We start from the raw sequence: 24,435 nt of genomic DNA, 5'->3' as shown, positions 1-24,435 counted from the left end.
ATGCAATTGATCATACCAAAAGGCTTTAACCTCATCATTCTTACGATGACAGGTGCAAGTGGCGTCATCGTCGGGCTCTATGGTCCTGTCTGGATCGCGGCTTTACTACTCGCCTATACATTATATGGCTGGGTGATGCCGTATTATCTCGAATACGTTGCGAAGCGGCTTCGCGTCCGCCTCCTTGAGACCGTTCGCGCTTTTCGAGAGGAAACGATCCAGATACCGTTCGAGTTATCGAACCCAACGAAGTTACCACTCGGTCGCATCACGATCTCTGGGTTGCTCGGGGATCAGATCAAGCTTCCTGATGCGAGTAGTCAATTTTGGCGTCAACACTTATATGTCAGCAAACAGACGATTGTGCCATTTTCAATCGATGTCATTGCTGCTCACCGGGGAACGATTCGCATTCAGTCGTTTGACGTCATGATCTCGGATCCGTTTCATTTGATCACAATCTATGTGACGCTTGATATCCAAGAGCTGGGTCATGTCTTCCCTGACTTTGCACCAGCGTCGGTCGAGTGGAATGAGCGGATGATTCCCGGTGAGACGATTGATCGCTCGAGTCCGTTCACCGATCGCTCGAGTTTCCACTCCGTCGTTCCTTACTCCGGAGATGCGAAGTCGATCTACTGGTCCGCTTATGCGAAGACGAATGAGCTGTACTCGTATCAATATGACCGGAAACGTAACCATGATTATGCCGTCATCGTTGATGGCTTGTCCGCAGACGGACTCGCCCTCCGCGCGGACTTCGAGAAACTGTTATCGCGTGCCGCGACGATCATCCGTGAACTCGAGAAACAAGGGGCTTCCTACAGCCTCTGGATTTCGATGGTCAACCGATCCGGGCAGTGGTATCATGTTCCGTCTGGGACGGGAAAACATCAATTCCTACGGACGATGGAATGCCTTGCTCGGATTTCCGAATACGATCTACCGCTCGAACGCCGGTACTTCACGAAGCGATTGCAACGTAGTGTACCGTCGACGACGGCGGAGATCCATCTCGGTCACCGGCAGAAAGGAGTGAGCGCATGATTCTCTGGTGGATATTCCTTGCGAGTCTATTACCGGTTCCGTTCTATCTCGCGGTCGCTCTTCCGGCACTTGCCTTCGTCCCACATCGTTCGCTTCGCATCGGATTACAGCTACTCGTAGCGGGATCCTTATATTTCCTCTCTCCCGTAGCTAGCGTCTTAGCGCTCGTCTTCGTCGCCTGGTCCGCGTTTCTTGATACGGTCGATTCGGCGTGGCGATACGCTACGAGTGCGATGGTCATCGGCGTCGTAATGGTATTGTTCCCGGGAGTGACACCACCGATTGGCGCCTTTTTACTTCTGCTCTTCGTCGTCGCGTATCCATTCGTCGTCACGTACATGACAGAATGGCGGCGTATCTTCCCGACGGTCGCGCTCGTACTTAGCGCGGGGTTGATCATCGCTGTCGTCTTCCGGCTTACGAAAGAAGCGCTCATCGGATCCGTCACGAGTGCGATTCGTCCACTATTTGAAGCATTTGGTTCGTTGTTCCTTTGGACGGAGCCACTTGGTCGGGAAGCGGACACGATGACGAACCGGGCAATGGGACTTGAAAACATTAAAGGCGTCAAAGAAGTGAAGCAAGCAACGGTCCAGGCAGGAACACCGGATTGGATTTGGATTGCGACGACGCTTCTGACTGTCATCTTAGTTGCAGTTACACTTTATGTCATCCGGAAGCGGAAAGTCATAGCCATCGAAAGAGAGCAAACCGTCAAGCACTCCAAGCCGGCACGGGCGCATGTGCCAAAGCGGCATAGTCATCATCCGTTTCTGAAGATTGCCTCTCAACTCGAGCAAGCCTTCCCAAGACGCCATGAAGAGACGACGCTTGAATGGCTGACACGGATCGAGTTCCCGGATGCGTCATCAAACGCGCGTCTGATTGACGGAATCGAGTTCAGTCCAAGTGAACCGGCTTACGACATTCAGACGTTCCGCCGTCAAGTACGGGAACAAATCGAACGCTAACGAAAAGCCCCTGCTCATGGAGCGGGGGCTTCCTCGTCGCATAATGTGCGGAGCAATTGGTTGCGTGGTGTCGTCGCGAGTCCCCAGTCGCAAATCGCATCAAGTAAGGGAATCAAGGAGATTCCTTTTTCGCTCAAGGCATATTCGACGCGGGGTGGGATCTCTGGGTAGATGGTCCGCGTAATCAAGCCATCTTGTTCGAGTTGCTTCAATTGCTGTGTCAGCGTCTTCGGTGAGACGTCCTGGATATAACGCTCGAGTGTATTAAACCGCACCGCACCTTCCTCATGCAGCTCGTACAAGATCATCACTTTCCACTTGCCTTGAATCTGACGCATCGTCGCATCGAACTCATTTAAATACGGCATACCGTCCCCTCCCTTACCAAAAGGTAACCGACTGACCTAAAAGTGCGTACTTCTCGGATTGGTTTCCCTCTGTTATCTTCACTCTATCATACCAAATAATAAGGAGACGATATCATGAAAACAGGATTCATTGCCATCACAGGTGCTACGTCAGGAATCGGGCATGCGATTGCGCGAACGTTCATTCAGAAAGGGTACCGCGTCTTATTGCTCGGACGCCGGATTGACCGTCTTGAAAGCCTTGCTTCAGACGATGTCTTGATTCGCCAAGTCGCAGCCACCGACCGAGCAGCCCTCGATGCTGCTTTAGCAGACGCGACGGAAGCGTTCGGACCGGTCGAAGCCATCATCAATAATGCAGGACGGATGTTACTCGGTCAAATCGAGACACAAGACGCGGAAGAATGGGAAGAGATGTTTGATGTCAACGCGCTCGGTGTCTTACACGGCATGCAAGCCGTCCTTCCGTCGATGGTGGAGCGCAAGACCGGCACAATCATCAACATAAGCTCGATTGCCGGTAAAAAGACGTTCGCCGACCACGCCGCGTACGTCGGTACGAAATTCGCCGTCCACGCGATGAGTGAGAACGTCCGAAGTGAAGTCGCGTCTCACGGTGTCCGCGTCATGACGATCGCACCAGGAGTCGTCGAGACGGAATTACTCGGTCATACGACAAGTGACGCGATCAAGGACGGCTACAACGAATGGAAACAATCGATTGATGGTGGACTCGATCCGCAAGTCGTCGCGGATACCGTCTTATTCGCCTTCGAGCAACCACAACATGTCAACATCCGGGAAATCGTCTTAGCTCCGACGAAGCAACTCGATTGACGAAAAAAAACAGATCGAAGTGTTTGGAAGTAGATGTACTTCCGAGCGCTTCGATCTGTTTTCATGTAAGTGTTACTTTGCGAAGCGACTCTGTTCAATCGTTTGAAAGATCGATTGATAGATCTGCAGTTGCTCTGACCGATTCGGTCGTTCGATCCCCTCACCGAACAACCAGGTCGTCTCTTGTGTATCGTCATAGAGCATACCAGCCGCAAACGTCGGATTCGGCACCGAGATGCTTTCCTCATAGGAGAGACTCGGATCAAGAAACGGTTCGACGGATTTTTGAGAGCCGATGAAGAAAAACGGAATATGTGCCTTCCGGTAGACGGTGGCATAGTCGCGTCCCGATGCCTGATGTAAGTACTCCGGCATGATCATGACGGCATCGTAGCGTCGTAAATCTCCTTTGATCTCGTGCAGATCAATCGAGTGGAAGTCCGGAGATTGCGTAAGTACTGGAGGCGTTCCGACGACGGCGATGGTAAGATCGATGGTACTGGCTTTTGGCGTCAACGTCGGTTTTTTCATCATAGATACGGTAAGCAATAGACTGAGTGCGAGTAAAGTCATGACGGTTCTCTGTTTCATCTGTCCCTCCATGATTTCCTGATATTAGGTCTTTCACCTAGTTCCTTTATACCATAAAAATGGGTGACGTTATGTTTTTGTACAATAGGGAAATCGTGCGAATAAAGTATCAACAGAATCCAATAAAAAAAGACTCCCTGATTGGAGTCTTCTTACTTTTCAGCATCGATTTTTGAAGCCTTGCGTGCAATGACGACAATAAAGACGATGGCACCGACAGGAATCACGAGCGGCATCCAGTCGAGGATATACTGTGCGTTCATCGTATCCCCCCTTACCTAGCAAGCTATAAGCGTAGCATATGCCAATTGCTTAGGAGTTGCAAGTCACAGTCGGGGCAGAAGCGCGTTGGCAACTGAGTAATAGATTAAGATACTCGTCGAGAGCGTGTAGCCAATGAATAATAGTGGTGTGAACTTAGGCTTCATGCGTCGTTCAATCAAGCGTAACGAGCCAATGGTGACCACAAGAGCGATGACCGGACTGAATCCGAACACAACGATATCTAATGATGTCACGACATCCTCTGGAAACACGAGATGAAAGACAAAAAGTGAGAATAAGTACCAAGATGTATAGGATAAACAAACGAAGAAGAGGAAAGCACCTAGTTTCCGCATCCCGTTTGATCGGCTTTTTTGCATCTGTTGCATGTCGTTCCTCCTACATAAGTATCAGATATCCTTAATAGTAACTGGAACTATTCGCTTAAAATATTCAAATATGAATATCCGACAAAAAACGACAAAAAGTTTTTTACTCGACAATTAAAAAAAGCAAGATCCACGGTCAAGTGAACCTTGCTTCAGCCCTTAAAGAGCAGGTGTTTCAATTTGGTACATCGTCGCAAGACCTGCCACCTTGTTCTTGAATGTCTCCCGACGTTCGACAGGCGCGATGATTTCCGCCTGATTGCCGAATTGAATCAGCCACATCATGAATCCGTCGGAAAAGAGCGCATCGACCTTGACCTCGAACCAGAGATCATCGAGGCGACGGCAACGGATATCCGTTCCGAACCGGTCGACGACGGTTGGCATCAGACTCTCCTGAAATTTAAGCGTCAATTGCTCGTTTTCTCCCCCATACATGTTGAACATGTTACTTAGGTAACTCGGCTCGACATGAACCGGTTCTTCCATCGGTTCGAACGCTTTACAATCGACGATTCGGTCGACCCGGTAAGTACGGATCTCTTTGATCCGCTCATCGCGACCAATCAAATAGTAATTTCCGTTATCCATCAACAGGTGAGCCGGAGAAACGAGATAATGCTCGCCATCCTTCCGTAACTCGAACTTCCGCGTCCGTTCATTGAACTTTCCTTGATACTGGAAACTAATGACGAAACCATCGCTGATGGCTTTCTGGATCGTATCGATCGAGCGCGACGTCATTCCTTTTGGTTTTTTGACAGTATGTAGCACCGGTTGGAGTGACTCGGCCATCTTATCACTCGTCAACGACTGAATCGTCTTAACGAGCGACGTCGTCTCACTTTCCGAGATGAACTTTGCACTGGCAATGGCATCGACGAGCAATCGGAGCTGATGATGCTCAAAGGGACGACTGACGAGATGATACGGAATGGCAAGTCCATTCTTCGTCTCTTCCGCCACGACGTCAAACCCTGATTTGGCAAGTGCCGCAATATCATCCTTCAACGATTTTCGGGATAGCTTCTCGATCAGTCCTCGTTTCGAGAGTTCCATGCTCAATTCTTCAAGCGTCAACGTATGGTCTTCATCCGACTGACGTTCGAAGATTTCTCGTACAGCAAGTAAGCGGTCACGGTTCGTTAACTTTTCGTTAGACACTACGCATCCTCATTTCCTAAGTCACAATGGTTTGGTTATACTTTACAGTATACATGAAAATGAATATGAGATTAACAATAAAATGGTAAAAATTAAGAGATAGGAGAATTTGGATGCATTATATCGCAGAATGGAATGGTCAGCGCTTTGATTACCGGGATAGCGGGAGCGGTCCCGTCATTCTTTTAATTCATGGCACGCAGTCGGATTACCGAGAAGTCTATCATGTCGAGAAGTTAATCACGGCAGGATATCGCGTCATCGTACCGTCACGTCCGGGATACGGAAGAACGCCACTTCAGCTTGCGGATAGTCCAGAGACGCTTGCGACGTTTTACGCTGGCTGGCTGGCATCCCGCCAGATTAAACAGTACACCGTTTACGGCATCTCTGCCGGCGGACCGACGGCAATCGCGCTTGCGGGAATGGATCCAGGCGTCCGTGCCCTCGTCTTAGCATGTGCGATGACGCACCGGATCTCCCTGCCGTATCATCGTCTTCTGATCCAACCGGTCTTACAACGTCCCCTGCAGTTCATCCAGTGGGGGCTTTGGACGTATGTGAAGGATAAGATTCGCAAGTTTCCTGAAGAAGCAGCGGTTCGGATGGTCGAGATGACGAGTCTTTTACCACGCGAAACGATCCGTACCCACATTAGTGAGACGGATGCGTCGTTATTATATGAGGTTGGTCTTCAAAATGGTCCTGGGCGAGGTGTCTTGTTTGATATCACACAAGACATCGAACGAGAACGGCTTGAAGCCGTCACGTGTCCCGTCTTGATCGTCCATTCGAAGTCAGACCGTGCTGTTCCGTTCGAGCATTCGGAACATGCACGACAAAGTATTCCTCACGCGCAGTTCATTGAATCGAAAAGTCCCGGTCACCTGATTTGGATCGGTCCATCCGCGCGTCGGGATGAACGGATGATCGAACGGTTCATCGCCTTCAATCAGATGACTTGAAGGCGAAGCCGCATTTTTAGCTTCTCATCATCCTCTTCGATTGCAATCAGACCACGACGCGTCAGTTCACCAATCGCACGACGTGTCCGGTCTTGATTAAGTCGGGCACAGCGGGCAATCTCAGCGATGCCCATTCGACATGACAATTGATTCGCTTTGATCTTTGATGAAGGTTTCGCGACGGAACGTTGTAAGAGACGCCAAAAGACATGGCGGGCATCCTCTGATAAAGCATAGGCATTTTTCTCGATCACCGGCGGCATGTAACGAACGTCTTCTCGAATCCGGCGAATCAGATAGAGACTGAGCCATTCTTCGAGCTCCGCTTGAATTCGTGAGAATTCGAACCACCACAGCTGTTCGAGTGCCTCTTCTTCTTTCGTTGCCAGTTGCCAGCTAGCAGGAATCTCATCAAACTCTTCCTCGAGCCAGTCTTCGTAATCGAGTGCCGTCTCATACAAGACTTGTGACGGAATCTGTTCGAGTGACGTCCGATGTTTATAGATATCAAAGCTCATCCGTCGAAAATGTTCGACGGATGCAGCCACTTGGCTCAAATGAATCAATTGTTTCGTAATGAGTCGCGCCAGTCCATCCATCTCGAGGTGGATGGCATATAAGTGTTTTTCTAGCGCAATGAGCGTGCTTCTCTCCATTCGACCGTTCCTCCCCTATTTGTTTTTCGTCTTCTTGTCTTTTTCCGCAAAACCCCTATTCAAAACCAATTGTGAGCATATCGGTGTATTGACAGTGCAGTTTGGAATAGAATAGAACAATCGAATTCAAAAGGAGATGCACGATATGTATACGATTTTTGGTAGCTCACGTAAAGGAAACAGTGAATGGCTCGGGGAACAAGCATTGAAAGGAATTCCTCATGTTGCTGTCGATTTGGCAAACGTCTCGATTCAGCCGATTGAAGACCGCCGTCATCATGGAGGCTTTTTGCCGATCGGTGATGACTATCGCCGGATCGTCGAAGAAATGCTTGAACACGATGACATCCTGTTCATCACTCCGATTTATTGGTACTCGATGTCGACGAAGATGAAATTATTCATCGACCGATTCAGCGAGTCCCTGCGCGACGAAGAGCTTGACTTCAAAAGCCGGATGGCGGGGAAACGATTCCACTTGATCGCAGTCGGAGGAGATAATCCACGCGTTAAAGGACAAGCGCTCGTCACGCAGTTCGAGCATATCGCATCGTTCCTTGGCGCGACGCTTGAGACAGCGATTCTTGCCGAAGGGAATGCACCGGGAGAGGTCGAACACGATCAAGAAGCGATTGCGGCAATCGCGGCGTTTCGTGAAAAAATGTCAGGAGCACGTGTTTAAGCACTGTTCGTGAAGGGAAATAACTGAAGCAGAGCGCACGACTATCTAGCGTACGACTCAATTCAGGAGGTGGTCAGCCATGTTCGCATCTAAAAAACGATCGAATCGCAAGTGGAAACAACTGACTTCACGCCAGCATATCCTTCATCTTGAGCATCTGTATCAATCACGCGAAGAGACGATCGTTCGTGATCGCCTCTCCTTACAACACATCATGGAACGTGCCGTCCGGACCGGACAGACGGTCCACGTCCGATTGAAACAACTCGATACGGTATCCGGTTCGATCCAAGCGATTTTTCATGATCGCGGAACGATCGAACTCGTCACATCGACAGGTATGCGCCGGATGGTACGAGCGTCAGACGTCATCGATATTGAGTGGAAAACAACTTAACAGCATGTAACCCCTTCTCGACTAGAGGAGGGGTTTTGGTTTACATGAGCCCTTTGCCACCAAGTGGTTGGTCTTCGAGTACACGTTCAACATGCTCGAGCAACGGGCGCGCTTGAGCAATCAACTGTCTCGTCGACGGTAACGTTAAGGATGCACGATGGGCGGCGGCATCCGTCCAAATTTTGCGGACATGTAGCACATCCGGCTCGTCAGAACTACTGATGATGTAGTGCAGACAACCCGGATGAGTCGCAAAAGAAGCCGCAGCTTCAAGTAACAGGGCAATGACGTTGTCGCGTTGTCCGGATTGAGTCGTAAACGTCGTCCATAATCCGTACATCAAGAAGTACTTAACGGACGGACTTCTGCGCGCCACCCGTATGTTTCCCCTTCTGCGACTTGAGTCGTCGGATGAAGAGAAGCCAGTTCCATCGCTTGATCCAAATCACGTGCTTCAAAGACGATCAAACTGCCAATCTGTTCTCCATGCGTTCGATCCGGCTCTACTTTCTTCTGTACGACCCCATCCTGCCAGTAGAATGCTTGTGTTGCAAGACCGGGATACCAGTCTGATAAGACGTTGACTCGCTCATTGAACGTGTTCATCAATTCATCACAACGTGACATTAAGGCGTCAATTTCTTCCTTCGATAAGGCATCCATCCGTTCTGCGTCATAATAGCCGGTATATAAGAATTGCATCGTCTTTCCTCCTCTCCACTTTCCCATTCCCTTCCAAGAGAAGGCTAAACAAAAACCTCCTGTCTCTAAACTAAGAAACAGGAGGTTTACGTATCATTCATCTTTTAACTTCACGTTTTGGTCCGCTGGTAACGTCGTCGTCGTTTCCTCATCTTCGAGTTTCGGAACACCGGCACCATAATCGGTTGCTTCATCCGTCACGTACGACGCTGCGAACGCTGGATTCAGTAAATCGGACTTCGAACCGACGATGACGATCCGACCGTGCCGGACTTCATCTTCTAAGTCCTCGGCGACATCCTTCGTCATGCCGAGCTCGGACAACTGAGCGATCCGGTCTTTCCGATTGCTCCGGACGGCTGACAGTAATGTCTCGAAGAACGACTTCTTCGTGACACGGTACGGTAACGTCTGCGTGTCATTCGCGATCCGTTCCGCGAGTTCTTCGTCTTTCGCAAAGATGTAAATCTGTTTATTCGAATAGCCACTTGATTTGAGGCTCGTCACTTCTGCGTCGACAGCGGTCATGTTTCGTACGATGCGTGTTTCAAGCATAAAAATCCCTCTCCTTCATGCAGCAAGCTGCTGATAAGAAGTTATACCCGAAACATAATAGTTGAAACCTGAAATTGAAAAATGGATTAAGCAGCAGTCTGGATTGAAGACGCACGCCGCTTTTGCCAGATCGTAAACAAGGCAATTAGAATCATCAGGACGACTTGCGGGATAAGCGTCTCGAGCGTCGGATAAAAGCCAAGCCACCCGGCAGTTCCGAGTCCATTTAATGGATGAATCGGTAAGATGTTCGTCAGCTGCAACGCGTGCAGACTCGTACCAAGAATCTTGAACGCCATCAGATAGATCAACCACGATGCGACTTGGAACAGACGATGGATCGGTAAACGAACACCGATCTGAATGACTGCGTACGAGACGAGACCGATGATGACGATTGCAAGACCGATTCCGGATAACAAGGCAGTTTTCGTCATCGCTGGTGCCATTCCGATATAGAACAACAACGTCTCGGCGCCTTCTCGGAAGATCGTCAAGAAACTGACGAAGAACAAAGACGTCGTCGAAAGCGTCGACAAAAAGTGTTTTCGTTTGGCGACGGCGCTTTTCGAGTGCAACCAGTAGCCGACGAACAACATGACGACGACGGCGACGATGCCCGTGTATCCTTCAATTTGTTCCCGACCTGTCGCTGCGAACGAGGCCTGAAAGACCGTCTGCAAGATAAGCGCTAACAGACCGCTTGCGATCAGACCAAGCCCAGCGCCTGCCCAAACCTTTCCTTCTTGTTTCGATCGACTTTTCCGCGCGAAAGCAACAAGCGCGCTGACGATTAATAACGCTTCGAGACCTTCCCGCAACATGACGAGCATTGCATCAACAAACGTATAATGCGTCTTCGTTTGTAATTGTGCGATAGCATTCTCAAACGACTGGAGTTCTTTTGCCGTCTCTTCCCTCGTTTCCGGCTTCAGGCGGGCAAGTAACAGTGGTACATCGGATTCAAGCTGGGAATAGAGACCTTCATTACGTGTCCGAACCTCACCTTCCGCACGTGGCCAAGTCTTCAGAAACGCTTCAAGCGCTTCTTTCGCTTGCGATAAATCATTTGCCGCAAGTGCGGTTTGCGCCTTTTCAAGTGGCGTCAGAAGTGACTGCAGTCCCGTTTTCTTCGCCTGGACCTGCTTTCCGTCGAGGAAGGACTGGACAGCCGTATCGAACTGATCAAGTGCGGCTTTCCATTCCTTCGTATCCGAAGGTTTTCGCGCTGCCGCGATTCGGATCGACGCAAGTGCCATCTCGATGTTGCCATAGTGACCGACACTGTCATTACGAACAAGACTCTCGTGCGTCGCCCAAGCGGTCAACAACCGTTGCTCCGCTGCCGGACGGTCGCTCGCTTTGACTTGCCGCATCTCTTTCGTCAACGAAAGCAATTGTTTCACCTTTGCTTTCGCGACCGGATCCGTCTTCGGTTTCGTTGCTTCTTCTTGCTTGCGGACGGCAGCAGAGAGTGCTGTCAGTTGCTCGCGGACTTTTGGAAACGTTGCCTCCCGTTTCGCATCGACCTGTTTGACAGCTTTCGTGATTGCCGCTTGTTGATCAGGTAAATCTTGAGCAGCTTGTCCTAGTTCATCAATCGCTTGATTCAGTGCTGTGCGATCTTCACTTGCGACGGCAGACAGTGCTTGTCCGATTGCGACATAGAGATCATCCGTCGATGCAGCATGGACAGGCACCGCGTGTTGACCGGCTATAAGGAATACAAGTACAAGGACGAGATTACGCAAATAACGCATCACCGATGTAGCCTCCTTTCGAGATTCCACCGAAGCAGGCGAAGACGGCACTTCCACGGTGCGTGATGTATTCATTCAATCGGTCCTGTGCGGCAAGACGACGCTGAATCTCGATGAATTGTTTCGGTGAACGCTGATACGATAAAAAGAGTAGTCCAGCATCAAGGGCACCTGTCTTTTCATCGATACCATCCTGATACGAGTAGGAACGGCGTAAGATCGCTGTCTTCCCGTCCCCGTGCGCGACAGCGGTATGCGAGTCAACCGGTAAGGCGGCTTCGCCACGAGCTTGTCGTTTCGCTGGTGTGACGGAAGCAAACTCGTCTGTTGAACCAAGCGGAGCCCCGGAAGCGCGTTCGCGCCCGAAGGTCCGTTCTTGCTCTTTTAGAATCGTCCGGTCCCAGACTTCAAGGTGCATCTGGATGCGACGGACGACGAGGAACGAGCCGTTCGTCAACCATGGTGTTCCGTCTTGCCACTGACAAAAGAGTGCTTCTTTCCGGACCTGCTTCTTCGAGACGTCAGGATTCCCCGTACCGTCCTTGAAGCCGAATAGATTACGCGGCGTCCCGCCAGAGGCATCTGCTGCTTTACTGCGCTGGAAACCAGCTTGGGACCAACGCATCGCGACCGTCCCACGTCCGACACGGACGAGGTTACGGATTGCATGGAAGACGACTTGGGCATCATCACCGCACACTTGGACGACGAGGTCGCCTCCGCTCCATTTTTCGTCGAGACGATCGAGATCGAACGTTGGTAACGCTTTAAGAGCATCCGGTCGTTTATGACGGATGCCGAAGCGACCGTCAAACAGACTTGGACCGCATCCGAACGTAAACGTCAAGTGACCCGCCGATAGACCATCCGCTTCCCCCGTATCTTCCGGTGGGACGTAGCGGGAGTCGGAATCACCGTATGGTAATCCGGCAGCAAGTCTGGCACATAACCGCGTCCAGCGTTTTAATAAATCGACCAACTCATCGCGTCGCTCCGTCTTGATATCAAACGCCACGACTTGGACATGATTTTGTGGGGGTGTCAGAATTCCCGCTTGATACGTCCCGTAGAACGGCTCTTGGTCACTGGCTTCAACAGTCAATGTCCGTGGAAGGAACTTTTCAAGACCACTGGCATAAAGGGCAGCTCCGAGACTCGTCAAACCCGCGACCTTCAGGACGTCACGCCGCGTGACACCTTCTTGGATTGGTTTCATGCTTATCCCTCCAGTACGATGCCCATCTTCGAGAGCGGTTCCGCGAGTTCATTAATGGCGACACTCATCTGTTTGACGTCTTGTTTCGAGAGACTCGTATAGAGGACATAGCCGTCACCCTGTTTCTTCGCATCGAGTAACGCGTGGACATCCTTGAAGCGAGCCGCAATCTCTTTTGATAACGCCGCATCTTGTTTTTTCAGCGCCGGGTTCAACAATTCGTAAATTTTTTCAGCCCCTTCGACGTTTGCCGCGAAGTCATATAAATCAGTATGCGAATAACGGTCTTCTTCCCCTGTCACTTTTGACGTCGAGACCTCGTTCAATAGATCAGTCGCCCCCGTGACGAGTAATTCCGGTGTCACCTCGACCGTCTCGACCTTTGCCCGCAGTAAGTGGACGTCCTTCATCAATTGTTTCGCGTAATCTTCATAACCTTTTGTCGTTCCCTTTTCAAATAACCCTTGCTCGATCCGGTGATAGCCACCCCACTCCGACGCTTTAACGTCGCCTGCTCGCGCATCGATCTTCGGATCAAGGTCACCGAACACTTCTGCGATTGGTTCTGCGCGTTCGTAATACATCCGTGTCGGTGCGTATAATGCTTTCGCTTCTTCAAGCTTGCCAGCCTGTACGGCATCGGTGAATTTTTCTGTCTCGCGGACGAACGTATCAATTTCGTTGATCGCGTACGTCCGGTAATCCGCAACGACCTGGTCAAAATTCGTCTTTTTTGGTGCCGGTGTCTCCGCTTGTTTCGCTTCACTGCAACCTGCTAAAACGACGGCGAGCGCCCCTGTCATCAATAATGCTTGTTTCATGTATGGTTCCCCCTGTTACTAATTAAGTCAGTTCCTTAAATAGTATAGACGACAATGATAATCGTTATCAATAAAAACTTTTGCGCAATAAAAAAGCTTGAACCGGTTCATTTCAACCGATTCAAGCGCTGTGTCAGGCTTGTTCTTTGCGTTTTTTGAAGTACGTCCGTGAAATGATGAACGTGACGATTCCGAAGCCAATGAAGACGAATGCTTTTTGGAATAAGCTCAGGAACGACAAATCGAATAGTAAAAGCTTGACGGCACTGATCGTCAGTAGCAACAAACCGGATAATCGCCACGTCGACGACGTCCGCATCCGACCAATCGCGACAAGGACGAGTGCGAGGACGATATAGGCAGCGGACAACGTCGTACTACGCGCCGTCTCTTCAAGACCGCGGTAGAATGGTAACTCCATGATGATCAACGTGTATGTCGTAAAGACACCGATTGCGGCTAAGACGAGGACAAGTTGCCATGACCCTTTCCAGACCGGATCACGATGTGTCTGAACGAGGAGCAAGACGAATGCCGTCGAAGCGATGACCATCGCGAGCACCGTCAAGGCGTAGGAGAGACCTAGGCTTTGATAAGATTCATAATCAACGACGGCTGAAAAGATAAAGACGACATACAAGCCGACGTTAAACAACCGTTGATGCGGCATGCGTGCCTGTGGAACGAACCAAAATGCGGCGATCAACCCGGCAATCAAAAAGTAACGTAGTTGATAGGTCCAGCTGAGGGCATCTGCCGGAATCAAGAGAACGGCGACGAGTAAGGCAACGTGACCGACGCCGTTTTGAGCGGGATCCTTTAATCGATCAGCAAGCACATAAGAAATGCCTGCGAATAGAATTGCGGCAAATGCTCCGAACGACCAATCGAGAATCAGTAACGTCAGTAATACGACACCTCCAGCAAGCCAGCTTGGAACATTCTGCTGGAACTGAATCCGTCGTCCGACGAACGACGTCGCGCCGTAACCAAAGAGTGCCGCAAGTAAGACCGACCACTCATCAAGTCGTCGCGCATCATTGTCATAGTCGTACCAGGAAAGCGTCAATGACAACAATCCGAACGCGAGTGCGATCGTCAAGATTACCCAAGCGAAGACGAACGCTTTTTTGGCCTTCAGTCGGTCAACCGCAAAGAAGATCGCTGCGAACAGGACGACTTCGTATAATAAGAAGAGCGGTAAGTTCGGTTCGTCTGATAATTGTAGATATGGTAATAAGAAACCGGTGATGGATACAAGGACGAGCAAGGCTTGCGATCGCATCCAGAGCATCAAACCGTACGCGATGAAGACGACGACGAGCTCAAGTAAGAAAGCTAAAGACGGTGGATAGAATTGATATAAGGCCATCCCGGCGAACAGTGCCGCCAAGGCGACGATCGTACCGGTCGCAACGAGTCCGACCCCGAGCTCACGTCGTTTCTTCTCATACTGGTATTCTCCGAGAGCGATGACGAGCAGACCAATCAAGACCCCACTTCCGATGCGGACAGGCGGACTGATCAGACCGGCAACCGAGGCGTAGGAGAAAAGGAATAAAGCCCCGAGTGCAGCGAATATCGCTCCAATCCGAGGTAACCAGACGGTCGCGATGACCTGTTCCCATTCTTCGCGGGAGCGTTTTTCTTTAAATGTTGGTGGAGGAACAACCGGCTTTCGTTTCGTATAAGCAGGGCGCGGAGCTGGGCGAGCGACTGTACTTACTTCTGGTTCGCTCGGTTCAGGTGCGACAGGCGAAGTGTTCTGTCCTTCAAGGGCAGCTACTCGTTGTCGTAACGCCGCAATCTCCTGCTCGAGACGCGTGATCCGTGGATCTTCCATCTCTTCACTTCCTTTCATGGATACATTGTCATTCTTTTACACACCTAGCAGGTGAACTCCTTCATTTTACAGTAGATTTCGTATCGATATGCCTGAAAATGACAAAAATCCGGTCGCGTGGGAGCGACCGGATAAGAGTTTAACGAACAGATAACGCATATTGTCCCGTTTGATTGAAAACGGATGTGAACTGCGAGCGACTGACACTGTACTTGCCGCGGTATGGGTCCGAGACGTAGAACGAACCACTTGAGACACCTGTCACGAGCATGACGTGATAGTTCCGGTAACCTGTGAATGTTTTACCGTCCGGTTTAATCCAAGAGAAGTAGCCATATGGATTCTTGAAATCGACCGTTGCCCAGACGATGACCGGGTTACCGCTGCGGATTTCACGTTCAATCTTCGAGACGCCCATTTTCGAGATATCAACGGCACCACTGCGGTATTTTTTCGCAAGTGGTAAGATCCCTTTCGGATAGATGCCCCAGTTCTTGTAGTAATCAAGCGTTCCGGCTGGATTCCCCGTGAACATTTTTTCTGGATCTGCCCAGTAATACTTCCCGTTCTTATACGTCGCGTTCTTCATGCTTTTCGGCATTTGATTGTAGAGTGACGCAGCAGAGACGGCTTTTTTCTTGTATTCAAGTGCCATCTTCAACGAGACGAACTCACAGCCAGATGGATACCCGAGTGAATATTGGTTGTAGTACGGGACGTTCAGCTTCTTCGTCGTCGTCGATGGTTTCGACTTCGAGACGTATTGTGTCGAGATATAGCGGTAGCTTCCCTTGTAAAGAATCCGTGTCCAGCTCCCTGATGTGCCATATGTCGAAACGGCAACCCCTTTGTTCAGCTGCCCTACGACTTTATACTTCGTTCCAGCACCTGTCCGGACGTTGAGCGTACCGACCGTCGTATACTTCGTCCCAGTCGATGTGTATTTCGACGAGGACGATTTGACGTAGTTCTTGTGTATGTAGCCTGTGCGGGATTTGTAGCTGATTTTATACCAGCTGCCGGACGTTCCCTTTGATGTGTAGACATTCCCTTTGTAGACGTTACCGAGAATCTTACTCGATGTCGACGGTTTTTCGCGGACGCGCAAGACATCCGTCGTCACGGTCAACTTCGTCGCGGCCTCAGCGATCAACGAAGGGCTGAGTACCCCAACGACGACAGCCGCTACGAGCAATGCGGATAAGAATCGTTTCATGATAGACCCCCTATGATTTGATTTGGTGAGACATTCCCTTATTCCCAACTTTTTGAAAAAATAATCAACATTTCTTTAGAAAAATCTGAAAAATAAGGAATGCACCTGTTCTTTATATCAAAAAAACCCGAACATGCCTATGGGCACAGTCGAGTTGTCATCAACCTGCAATCAAATTAAAATTTAATTTTGGATCGTCAAGATATAAGGAGACGGTTGCGCAAAAGCCTGTTCGAGCAGGTGGGCAACGAACAAGGTATCCTCTTCTTTCACTGGAAGCGGTGCATCTTCGACGATACTGCGGTAAAAGGCGCGATACATTTTACCATAATCACCAACAGGACTCGGAATCCGGACGTCTTGCAGATGACCGTGTTCATCATGATAGATCAAACGACCATAATCGTCTTCTGAATCCTCACCGAACCCCTCTTCACCTGGGAAGTAGTTCGCTTTCAAATCGAGCTCTTGCCGGTCGACGTGTTGCTTAATGAACGTGCCGTTCGTGCCGTGTAACATCCATCGTGGTGCCGGGGCAAGTGCGACGTGACTCGTCCGGACGCTGACCTTCAGCTCCGGATAATAGAGATCGATCGCAAACGCGTCGTCTGGATTGTGCGGCAGTCGAACACTGCGCACGTCAAAGGCGACCTTGTCCGGTTTTCCGAACAAGGCGATGATTTGGTCGAGCGTATGGACGCCGAGTCCGTAGAGCGCGCCGTTTTCGTGACGGGCGTCAGCTGACGCCGCTTCTGGGCGGAATAAATCAAACTGCGAGACGACCTCGACGAGACGACCAAGTTTTCCGGAACGGATGATTTGCGCGACGACTTGGAAGTCGCTGTCGTAACGTCGGTTTTGATAGGCGAGAATCTTGACGCCTTGCGCGTGTGCTTCCGCAAATAGACGCTTTGTCTCCTCTTCCGTCACCGTGAATGGTTTTTCGACGAGCACGTGCTTTTGATGTTGCAGCGCAAGCAATGCGTATTCAAAATGTGTCGCCGGTGGTGTATTGATGACAACGACATCAAGTGCCGGGTCAGCAAGCATTTCGGACAGATCCGTCGTGAAACGGGCATCCGGCAGTCGATCCTGATAGGAGGCGAACAGCTCCGGTTTTTCCTTCCGATTGTAAATCCAGGTGACGTGATAGTTGTCCTCGATCATCACGTACGGTAAATGGTAACGGGTCGTACTTTTGCCAAAGCCGATGAAGCCGATATTCAATCGCATCCGATCACTCCTTGAACCGTTCTTTTTCTCTTACCATACCAAACGAAACGACCGTTGTCTTGATTGAACCGCTTCAGGCCGTCGCTTCGATACGTTCATACTCATAAATCGAGAAGCCGTCTCGTGTTCCTTGATGGACGAATCCGAATGACGTGTAATACGCATTGAGAAACTCGTTTGAAGCGACACAGTCGAGTCGTAGGATTTCTCCTTCATCCTCTGTCACAGCAATCGTGTGTTCCAGCAGTTTCCGACCGACACCACGTCCTTTGGCGCGGTCGCTGACGACGATTCGATGGATATACAGACCTTCTACATCATCCCACAAGGATTGATCCCATTCGAGCGAAGGAAGCAGGGCAACGGAACCAAGCAGCTCGTTCTGATCCTCAAAGACATACAAGCGGCCGGCTTCTAAATCTCGCGTGACGAGTTGCTCGATGTCTTGATTGAGATAAGCAGACCACTGGCTACTGCCACTGGCTTTGAGGGAGAGCGCTTTTTGCTCAAGTAGGGTTGCGATGTTTCGAACGTCTTTTGATGTAGCTTGTCGTATCATGTTATTCCTCCTGTTACAAAAAATTCTTCTCTATCCTAACGAATGTACAGCGAGAAGAAAACCTTTTTGCTTCAAGATTTCACGTTTGCCCATTATTTTGTGATTTTTTTCATATTCCACAATTTTATTTCAATGTAACGTATCCTTTAGGAGTGATCTGACCCCCAGTCGTCACAACGGATAAACGACCGGCTTCCCACGAGCCGGTCGTTTTTTGTCGTTCAGGCGAGTTCGACCCAGCGACGCGACAAATTCCGTGCTTGCGCCCGGTACTCGTCGTCTTCGACGATCGGATTACTGAGTCGTGGAGCAGAGTCCGCATAGTAGCCGCCGTTATCGAGCGGATCTTCGGTCGTTGCGAGATAGAGTGCCGTCTTTGCGCCGTATTCCGGTGTATAGAGTTTTCCGGTCCAGTATCCGACTTGCGCGACTGGCTTGAGTAACGTCTTCATCACTTTCCCGTACTTGCCGCGATAGAACAGATCCGTATTGACGATCCCTGGGTGGACGCTGACGAACGTGATCCGGTCACCGTGTTTTTCAGCCAGTTCACGCATATGAATCATTTGCAGGAGCTTGGATTCGCGGTAGGAACGCATCGGGCTATAGTGTTCTTTTTTGACGTGGGCAATCGCTTCGAGTTCAACGTCGGTCCGAATCAAGCCGCCTTCACCAGCAAGTGACGAAATCGAGATGACGCGCGGGTCGTTCCCTTTCTCAAGTAACGGCAATAAGCGCTCGATCAAATAGAAATGACTCAAGTAGTTGACCTGGAATTGTGATTCGAAGCCGTCCTTCGTGACATGATACGGCGGTACCATGACACCGGCGTTTAAAATCAAGCGGTCTATCCGACCGACTAAATCAAACAGACGATCCGCGAAGCGACGGACGGAGTCCAGTTGATCGAGTTGAACGATCTCGATTTCGAGATGCGTATGCGATACACCATGCTCCCGTAGTAGTTGCACGAGTGCCGTCGCTTTTTTTTGCGAACGGACGGTAGCGATGACCCGATCTCCCCGCTCCAATAATTCTTGAATCGTGACCATCCCCATACCGGAGTTGGCACCTGTGACGATACAGATGTTCATCCCTTTTCCTCCTTGTGTTCCATTTTGAACGCAACTAGTTCTGTTTCTAGTTTTCCTTTTTCTTTTCGTTTGTACACCTCGTTTTGACGTTATTTTTCGAAATTTTCAAAAAGTAACGTATACTAATAGGAGAACATGTTATCACGAAAGAGGTGGTCGGATGGAAGAAGGGACGATCTTATTCGTCGCAGGAACGTTATTATTGATTGCGATCATCACGACGAAGTTTGCCGTCCGGTTAAATGTACCGACGTTGATCCTGTTCGTCGTCGTCGGGATCGTGGCAGGGTCAGATGTCACCGGGTGGATCAACTTTGGTGATTTTGAACAAGCCCGTCTCTTTGGGACGATGGCGCTCGTTCTGATTCTGTTTGACGGTGGCTTGCATACGAAATGGGCACACTTCCGGAAAATTCTCCCCGCTGCCCTGTCGCTTGCGACCGTCGGGGTCCTTGCAACGACCGGAATCATTGCCATCGTTGCGTATCTATTGCTTGATTTTTCTTGGCCGGTCGCGCTGTTGATCGGCGCGCTCGTCGGCTCGACTGATGCGGCGGCTGTCTTTTCCCTGCTCAGTGGACGACCGGTTGATGCCAAAGTCAAACATACGCTTGAAGCGGAGTCCGGAACGAATGATCCGATGGCCGTCTTCCTGACGATCTTGTTCACATCGTTTGCGTTAGCGCCGGAATCGTTCTCGATCGGTGCGGGTATTCTTTCCTTCATCTACGAGATGGGACTCGGGACACTAGTTGGTCTTGCGATCGGGTATCTCGTCACGCAACTGCTGAACCGGATCGAGTTGCCATCGTCCGCCTTGTATCCAACGCTCCTGTTCAGTGGAGCGCTCTTCTCGTATGGTCTCGCGACGATATTACATGCGAGTGGATTCCTTGCGGTTTACTTGACCGGAATCTGGATCAACAACCATGACATGGTCTACCGCGAGACGCTCAAACGATTTAGTGGCAGCTTGTCGCATTTAGCAGAGATCGGCATGTTCATCATGCTCGGATTGCTCGTCTTTCCAAAACAATTGCTCGATCCCCGGACATTGTTCGTATCGGCTGTCATCGTCTTGACGTTGATCCTGCTCGCTCGTCCACTTGCGGTCGTCTTGTCGTTGCTGCCGTTTCGATACACGATCAAAGAACAGAGTGTCATCACGGCAGCCGGATTACGGGGCGCCGTTCCGATCATTCTCGCGACCTATCCGCTTTCAAGTGGTCTCGCGGAAGCGCCGCTTCTTTTCAATATCGTCTTCTTCACCGTCATGACGTCTGCCCTTTTGCAAGGAACGGCCTTGCCGTGGATCGTCCGGCGAATGGGGCTTGAGACACAGCACGACACGACGGTCGAACCGTTCCTGAAATTCATGACTGTCACCCATCCACAAGCGGAGATCATCGAGGTCCGCGTTTCGCAAGACAGTCATATTGCGGGGAAGACACTACAGGATATCGAGATGCCCCAGGATGTGCTCGTCGTTGCAATCATTCGTGAAGATGAAATTCTGACGCCGCGTGGTCAGACACGTGTCCTCGTAGACGATCAACTGTTGATTTTAACACCTAAACAAGCGGATCAGGACGTGCGACGGTTGATCGCGTCGCTCGGAATATAGATCATTTGACACATCCTCCAGGAGGGTGTGTTTTTTGGTGTGGATTGGTATACTCAAAAAGGAAAATAAAGGAGGAACCTTGATGTTGAAACGATTACTTGCCGTCATTATGACCACCACGCTCGTTTGCACTGTCCTAGCATACATATCCTATACGCCGATTACTGAGAGGGAAGCAAATACGATGTATGAATCGCTTGGTTCGACGTTCATTTCCTACACCTTATTCGCGTTACCCATCATCTTGCTGTCCGGCTTCTTACTCGACTTCATCATCGGCATGATCATCAACCGGTCATCGACGACATTAGCGTATGTGCCGACAGTCCTCGGTTACGGAGTGTACGGCATCGTGATTGCGAGTCTTCTGATTCTTTTTACGACGAAGGACGCATTTGATCTGCCGCTCTCTTTTACGATCGCTGCTCTGACGGCAATGATTTATTACAGTCTATCCGTCGTCTTTAATCGATTGTCACAGCACGCGCACTAAAAAACGAACAGGCACGTCTGCTTACTCGCGGACGTGCCTGTTCGTTTTATTCTGCTTCCGTTCGTTCAATCGTGACGACACCCGGCGGACGATGCGGGAAGGTCAACGTCAGACCGGCAAAGCGACAACTATCATCTTCGTTCGGTGCCCGGTGTACCCACTCAATCGTCTCTTGTCGTGCTAGCGCGTGACGAATCCGATTATCGGCTTGTGTGCGCGAGATGCCGCGGCAATCGACGTTCGTGATATACGTCGCTTCGTCCGACTCGATCTGTTGCCAAATCCCGAGGATCAGTTGACCAATCGGACTGACCGATTGACCATCCGGTTCTTCACTGCTGACGGCATCGTCGAGCATCTCGATGACAGCGTCACAAGTCTCACCTGAGGCAAGCAATCTCGTCGATCCTTGTTGTAGAATCCGGTATCGCGTCACACCGTTCTCGAGCCACAGGCGCTGTGCGAATGGGTTGACCGGAACACCGTGGAAAAACGTCTGTGTACCGCGCCAAGCAAAACCAAATGATGGGTCGTACGCCCGAATCGTCGCCATGGCGCGATCATGGAATTTAGTGATCGTCCGTCGTTCCGTTTCCAGTAAGGTTCGGATCGTTTCTTCATCCTCTAACGGGACCGTCTTTGGTGTCACGGTGAATAATTCCGATTCCGGTAAGCGGTGTGGCGATAAAATCGTTCCGTCAAATCGATAATCGTTCGCCGGACGTCCAGTACGCCCAACAGATAAGCGCCACGTCCGTTCTTCCGGCATGAAGGCATAACTTTGATGGGCGAAAGGTGGCGCGACGAACAGTCCCGGAAACGGATCGAATGTGTCGACTCGCAGGACGTCACCGTCATACCAGCACTCTTCGATCAGACGGACGAGCCGGCCAACGGGTGCATTACGGTCCGTCAGGTAACGACCGGTATTCGCGTGAAATCCGAGCAGGAACTCGCGCTCTTCTTCTTGAAACGTCACCATTAAGAGTTGGAATAACGAGGCAATCTGCTGCTCGACGAGTTGCGGCTCCTCCTCCGTCTTTGCCTCGAAGGCGATCATCTTCCAGCCGGACCGCTCATACAGATGGATCGTCACCGGAAAGAACAAGAAGGCACCATGTGTCGCTTCGAGCTTGACCATGTCCTGCGATGCTAATCGTTCCGTCAGTAGAGAAAAGCCCATTCGTTCGAAATGATCTTGCAGCCGTCGTTTCCAATGTGTAAACTCCACGCAACCCTCTCCTCTCGCGAATTATGCGCCGCGCTTTCGTAACGGATTCTTTGACCAGTAGATGTAAAGACCAACGAGTCCCGCGATGCCGATGAGATAAGACGGCGTTCCGCTGACTTGAATCAAGACGTCCGGTGCCGGGAAGACCGTCACGAGCAGTGCCTTGTAGGTTGAAAACAAAATGAAGCTGATGACGAATTGAATCCACACCCGCGGTTTGACTTGTTTAAGCTTCGGTGCCGTGATGACTTGTGACATCGCGTCGATCAAGAATAGAGCGATGATCGAGAAGAATAAGTAATCAATCAGGGCGAATTGGAACAATCCGTCGATCCCTTCGATGAAGATGAACATCAGGATTGACGAGACATAGTTTCGCGTCCAACGCTTTTGCGTCTCCATCCGGTGTCGCTGTGGTAATTCAGCGATCATCTGATCGAGGCGTGCTTCGACGGATAGACCGTGAATCTCTTCGAACGGTCGTTGTTTCCGCTGGGCTTCATAGATATCTGCCCGCAGACGGTCTTCAATTTCCGTCCGGTCCGGTTCTGCGACATTCAGATTCAAGCGTGGTAAAACGGTTTCTAATAGACGTGTGTTGGCTTTCGTTAATTTCAATCGATTTCCCCCTTTTTCATGTTTAAGTATACTGGGTTTTTGGGAAAAATACGTAGTGGAAGTAAAAGATTGCTTGACGAAACGATGAAGAATGTTCAGAATTATTAAAATATAGTGTCGGAATCAGACAGAAAGGACGTGTCGGACCATGCGTCAAACATTGACGAGCGCCGCCTTGATCACCTTGTTGACAAGTGCGGGTATCGCCTTCCCATTGGCTGAAGCGAAGCCACCCGTGGACCAAGAACCGGTCGAACTCGATCAGCAACAGGAACAAACGCCTGAAACAGAATAATAATAATAATAATAACCCGCGCTCATGCTTGAGCGCGGGTTATTTCATGTATCACTAGGTTGGGTGACGCGTTCGTCAATCGTGACGGTCCATGTAACGACCGTCGTGCTGTCACGAACACCCTGTGCCTCGATTGTCGAGAGAAGTTCTTTGACACCACCTGATCGTAAAGATTCCTCCAACTGTCTCGCGTCAGCATATGGGGTTCCCGGGCACTCAAGCAAACCATCCGTCGTCACGAACAACTGATTCTCGCCTTGTCGCAACTCGCGGACGCCACGCGTATAACTCGGGACCGGTAACGCAAAGGTGTTCGCGCGTCCAATCCATTCATAAAACTGCCGCTGGTTCAAAGCGGCTTGTCCCATCTTCATCAAATCTGGGTGAAACAGATACAAGACGACGTCACCGACCGAGAACCACCAGATGAACCGTCCTTTGCGGACCGCAATCAGACACGCCGTCTCCCCTTGCAACGTCGCACACGCCGCTAAAAAGTCCGGATCTTGAAATAGATCCAGCACGGTCGTCTCGATCCGTCGGAATGCGTCCGTAAGTGGGGCATCAAGATCAGTCCGAATGCGCGACTCGTGTTGTGCCAACTGCTGTAAGACAAGTGCCGCACTATCCGCTGTCTTATGAGCGTCTAAGACGACGATCATCTCCCAATCGTCGCCGATCAAGATGGCAGCCCCGTCTTCGTTTTTATATTGACCGCTTCTTGAGCAGCCTCCGAATCGCCCGAGCGTTATCCGACCAATCTGGTCAATCTGCTTCGTGTCGACGAATGATTCGTCGGATCCGACCCAGAAGTAGGATGGATGTGTCGTCTGCATGCATCAGT

28 protein-coding genes are annotated in these 24,435 nt (G+C 50.4%); 9 read left to right on the top strand and 19 right to left on the bottom strand.

The features are described from left to right. Nucleotides 1-1,047, top strand: coding sequence for a DUF58 domain-containing protein (locus K7G97_RS08585; RefSeq protein ID WP_223040302.1), 1,047 nt, complete (start codon nt 1-3; stop codon nt 1,045-1,047). Next, nucleotides 1,044-2,018 (top strand): hypothetical protein, encoded by a 975-nt coding sequence (locus K7G97_RS08580; protein WP_223040301.1) that lies wholly within the window; start codon nt 1,044-1,046, stop codon nt 2,016-2,018. The genes K7G97_RS08585 and K7G97_RS08580 overlap by 4 nt, the downstream gene beginning before the upstream one ends. Nucleotides 2,019-2,032: 14 nt before the next feature. On the opposite strand, the gene K7G97_RS08575 is transcribed toward K7G97_RS08580, so the two are convergent. Then, nucleotides 2,033-2,386, bottom strand: coding sequence for a winged helix-turn-helix transcriptional regulator (locus K7G97_RS08575; RefSeq protein WP_223040300.1), 354 nt, complete (start codon nt 2,384-2,386; stop codon nt 2,033-2,035). A 114-nt stretch (nt 2,387-2,500) separates the two neighbouring features. Here K7G97_RS08575 and K7G97_RS08570 point away from each other — a divergent pair, with 114 nt between their 5' ends. Continuing rightward, a complete protein-coding gene (locus K7G97_RS08570; RefSeq protein WP_223040299.1) occupies nt 2,501-3,223 on the top strand; it encodes an SDR family oxidoreductase in 723 nt (240 codons plus the stop codon). A gap of 72 nt (nt 3,224-3,295) precedes the next feature. Here K7G97_RS08570 and K7G97_RS08565 read toward each other — a convergent pair whose 3' ends face one another. The 3 genes from K7G97_RS08565 to K7G97_RS08555 all read right to left on the bottom strand — a co-directional run bounded on the left by K7G97_RS08565 (nt 3,296) and on the right by K7G97_RS08555 (nt 5,631). Then, nucleotides 3,296-3,814: a hypothetical protein gene (locus K7G97_RS08565; protein ID WP_223040298.1), complete on the bottom strand. Its 519-nt coding sequence runs from the start codon at nt 3,812-3,814 to the stop codon at nt 3,296-3,298. Nucleotides 3,815-4,140: 326 nt separating this feature from the next. Next, the gene (locus K7G97_RS08560) at nt 4,141-4,467 is read right to left on the bottom strand and encodes a hypothetical protein (protein ID WP_223040297.1); all 327 of its coding nucleotides are present in this window, start codon (nt 4,465-4,467) and stop codon (nt 4,141-4,143) included. 159 nt (nt 4,468-4,626) lie between these two features. Further along, nucleotides 4,627-5,631 carry a helix-turn-helix transcriptional regulator gene (locus K7G97_RS08555; RefSeq protein ID WP_223040296.1) on the bottom strand — a complete coding sequence of 335 codons (1,005 nt, stop codon included), beginning with the start codon at nt 5,629-5,631 and terminating at the stop codon, nt 4,627-4,629. A 113-nt stretch (nt 5,632-5,744) separates the two neighbouring features. Between K7G97_RS08555 and K7G97_RS08550 the strand changes: the two genes are divergently transcribed. Beyond that, a complete protein-coding gene (locus K7G97_RS08550) occupies nt 5,745-6,596 on the top strand; it encodes an alpha/beta fold hydrolase (RefSeq protein WP_223040295.1) in 852 nt (283 codons plus the stop codon). Here K7G97_RS08550 and K7G97_RS08545 read toward each other — a convergent pair. Then, entirely contained in the window at nt 6,584-7,252 is a 669-nt protein-coding gene (locus K7G97_RS08545) for a hypothetical protein (protein WP_029341707.1), read from the bottom strand. The genes K7G97_RS08550 and K7G97_RS08545 overlap by 13 nt on opposite strands. A 145-nt stretch (nt 7,253-7,397) precedes the next feature. Here K7G97_RS08545 and K7G97_RS08540 point away from each other — a divergent pair, with 145 nt between their 5' ends. Next, complete coding sequence (locus K7G97_RS08540; RefSeq protein WP_223040294.1) at nt 7,398-7,934, top strand: flavodoxin family protein; 537 nt, start codon at nt 7,398-7,400, stop codon at nt 7,932-7,934. Between the two features lie 79 nt (nt 7,935-8,013). Continuing rightward, nucleotides 8,014-8,331 carry a hypothetical protein gene (locus K7G97_RS08535; RefSeq protein WP_050677938.1) on the top strand — a complete coding sequence of 106 codons (318 nt, stop codon included), beginning with the start codon at nt 8,014-8,016 and terminating at the stop codon, nt 8,329-8,331. A gap of 40 nt (nt 8,332-8,371) precedes the next feature. Here K7G97_RS08535 and K7G97_RS08530 read toward each other — a convergent pair whose 3' ends face one another. From K7G97_RS08530 to K7G97_RS08480, 11 genes are all read right to left on the bottom strand, one after another. Further along, nucleotides 8,372-8,671, bottom strand: coding sequence for a putative quinol monooxygenase (locus tag K7G97_RS08530; protein WP_262415722.1), 300 nt, complete (start codon nt 8,669-8,671; stop codon nt 8,372-8,374). Beyond that, nucleotides 8,671-9,033: a YciI family protein gene (locus tag K7G97_RS08525; RefSeq protein ID WP_223040293.1), complete on the bottom strand. Its 363-nt coding sequence runs from the start codon at nt 9,031-9,033 to the stop codon at nt 8,671-8,673. Before K7G97_RS08525 ends, K7G97_RS08530 begins: the two co-directional genes overlap by 1 nt. A gap of 93 nt (nt 9,034-9,126) precedes the next feature. Continuing rightward, entirely contained in the window at nt 9,127-9,588 is a 462-nt protein-coding gene (locus tag K7G97_RS08520) for a YflT domain-containing protein (RefSeq protein WP_064299887.1), read from the bottom strand. A gap of 86 nt (nt 9,589-9,674) precedes the next feature. Continuing rightward, nucleotides 9,675-11,348, bottom strand: a complete 1,674-nt coding sequence (locus tag K7G97_RS08515; protein ID WP_223042013.1) for an FTR1 family protein — start codon at nt 11,346-11,348, stop codon at nt 9,675-9,677. Beyond that, complete coding sequence (gene efeB, locus K7G97_RS08510) at nt 11,332-12,564, bottom strand: iron uptake transporter deferrochelatase/peroxidase subunit (protein ID WP_396133830.1); 1,233 nt, start codon at nt 12,562-12,564, stop codon at nt 11,332-11,334. Before efeB ends, K7G97_RS08515 begins: the two co-directional genes overlap by 17 nt. Before the next feature lie 2 nt (nt 12,565-12,566). Next, a complete protein-coding gene (gene efeO / locus K7G97_RS08505) occupies nt 12,567-13,385 on the bottom strand; it encodes an iron uptake system protein EfeO (protein WP_223040292.1) in 819 nt (272 codons plus the stop codon). A gap of 133 nt (nt 13,386-13,518) precedes the next feature. Continuing rightward, the gene (locus K7G97_RS08500; RefSeq protein WP_223040291.1) at nt 13,519-15,228 is read right to left on the bottom strand and encodes a DUF2339 domain-containing protein; all 1,710 of its coding nucleotides are present in this window, start codon (nt 15,226-15,228) and stop codon (nt 13,519-13,521) included. A 139-nt stretch (nt 15,229-15,367) separates the two neighbouring features. Beyond that, nucleotides 15,368-16,444, bottom strand: coding sequence for a C39 family peptidase (locus K7G97_RS08495; protein WP_223040290.1), 1,077 nt, complete (start codon nt 16,442-16,444; stop codon nt 15,368-15,370). Between the two features lie 183 nt (nt 16,445-16,627). Further along, the gene (locus tag K7G97_RS08490) at nt 16,628-17,677 is read right to left on the bottom strand and encodes an oxidoreductase (RefSeq protein WP_050677930.1); all 1,050 of its coding nucleotides are present in this window, start codon (nt 17,675-17,677) and stop codon (nt 16,628-16,630) included. 73 nt (nt 17,678-17,750) lie between these two features. Further along, nucleotides 17,751-18,236 (bottom strand): GNAT family N-acetyltransferase, encoded by a 486-nt coding sequence (locus K7G97_RS08485; protein WP_223040289.1) that lies wholly within the window; start codon nt 18,234-18,236, stop codon nt 17,751-17,753. 221 nt (nt 18,237-18,457) lie between these two features. Then, nucleotides 18,458-19,330, bottom strand: coding sequence for an SDR family NAD(P)-dependent oxidoreductase (locus K7G97_RS08480; RefSeq protein WP_223040288.1), 873 nt, complete (start codon nt 19,328-19,330; stop codon nt 18,458-18,460). A gap of 160 nt (nt 19,331-19,490) precedes the next feature. Between K7G97_RS08480 and K7G97_RS08475 the strand changes: the two genes are divergently transcribed. Together K7G97_RS08475 and K7G97_RS08470 are read left to right on the top strand one after the other, a co-directional pair. After that, complete coding sequence (locus K7G97_RS08475) at nt 19,491-20,954, top strand: potassium/proton antiporter (protein ID WP_223040287.1); 1,464 nt, start codon at nt 19,491-19,493, stop codon at nt 20,952-20,954. Between the two features lie 82 nt (nt 20,955-21,036). Further along, complete coding sequence (locus tag K7G97_RS08470) at nt 21,037-21,447, top strand: hypothetical protein (RefSeq protein WP_223040286.1); 411 nt, start codon at nt 21,037-21,039, stop codon at nt 21,445-21,447. A 46-nt stretch (nt 21,448-21,493) separates the two neighbouring features. On the opposite strand, the gene K7G97_RS08465 is transcribed toward K7G97_RS08470, so the two are convergent. Further along, complete coding sequence (locus K7G97_RS08465) at nt 21,494-22,678, bottom strand: hypothetical protein (protein WP_223040285.1); 1,185 nt, start codon at nt 22,676-22,678, stop codon at nt 21,494-21,496. 21 nt (nt 22,679-22,699) lie between these two features. Next, a complete protein-coding gene (locus tag K7G97_RS08460) occupies nt 22,700-23,296 on the bottom strand; it encodes a hypothetical protein (RefSeq protein WP_023468300.1) in 597 nt (198 codons plus the stop codon). A gap of 148 nt (nt 23,297-23,444) precedes the next feature. On the opposite strand from K7G97_RS08460, the gene K7G97_RS08455 reads away from it, so the two are divergent. Then, a complete protein-coding gene (locus tag K7G97_RS08455) occupies nt 23,445-23,591 on the top strand; it encodes a hypothetical protein (RefSeq protein WP_023468299.1) in 147 nt (48 codons plus the stop codon). 44 nt (nt 23,592-23,635) lie between these two features. Here K7G97_RS08455 and K7G97_RS08450 read toward each other — a convergent pair whose 3' ends face one another. Continuing rightward, nucleotides 23,636-24,427, bottom strand: coding sequence for a PP2C family serine/threonine-protein phosphatase (locus K7G97_RS08450; protein WP_223040284.1), 792 nt, complete (start codon nt 24,425-24,427; stop codon nt 23,636-23,638). Nucleotides 24,428-24,435 lie beyond the last annotated feature (8 nt).

This window comes from Exiguobacterium acetylicum (genome assembly GCF_019890935.1).
GTDB lineage: Bacteria > Bacillota > Bacilli > Exiguobacteriales > Exiguobacteriaceae > Exiguobacterium_A > Exiguobacterium_A abrahamii.
The sequence above is the reverse complement of the archived record's forward strand: the minus strand, read 5'-3'. Positions and strand labels throughout refer to the sequence as shown.